Below are 235 nucleotides of genomic sequence, written 5' to 3'. Positions count from 1 at the left end.
GGCTTATTCTCTGCTAATGCGCGAATAGCACGGCGTAGGATTTTGCCAGAGCGCGTTTTGGGTAATGCTTGCGGGAAATAAATCGCCGCGGGCCTTGCGATACCACCAAGAGATTTTACCACTGCCCCAATCACTTGCTGCTCAATACGGAAGCGGTTTTCGGTCGTCGCTACTTGGTCATGATCTTTTAGCACACAAAAAGCAATGGGCAACTCGCCTTTTAACTGATCCTGAA

Annotated in this window: 1 protein-coding gene; it reads right to left on the bottom strand. The window is 49.4% G+C overall.

Features of this window, described 5'->3' with window-relative positions:
* Window positions 1–235 (bottom strand): AMP-binding enzyme (locus AAEZ22_RS18645; protein WP_502935275.1); only part of this gene is annotated, 235 nt, incomplete at both ends.

Source organism: Pseudoalteromonas sp. 20-MNA-CIBAN-0454, from assembly GCF_040308685.1.
GTDB lineage: Bacteria > Pseudomonadota > Gammaproteobacteria > Enterobacterales > Alteromonadaceae > Pseudoalteromonas > Pseudoalteromonas nigrifaciens.
Note: the sequence above shows the minus strand (reverse complement) of the source record. Positions and strands in the feature narration are given on the sequence as shown.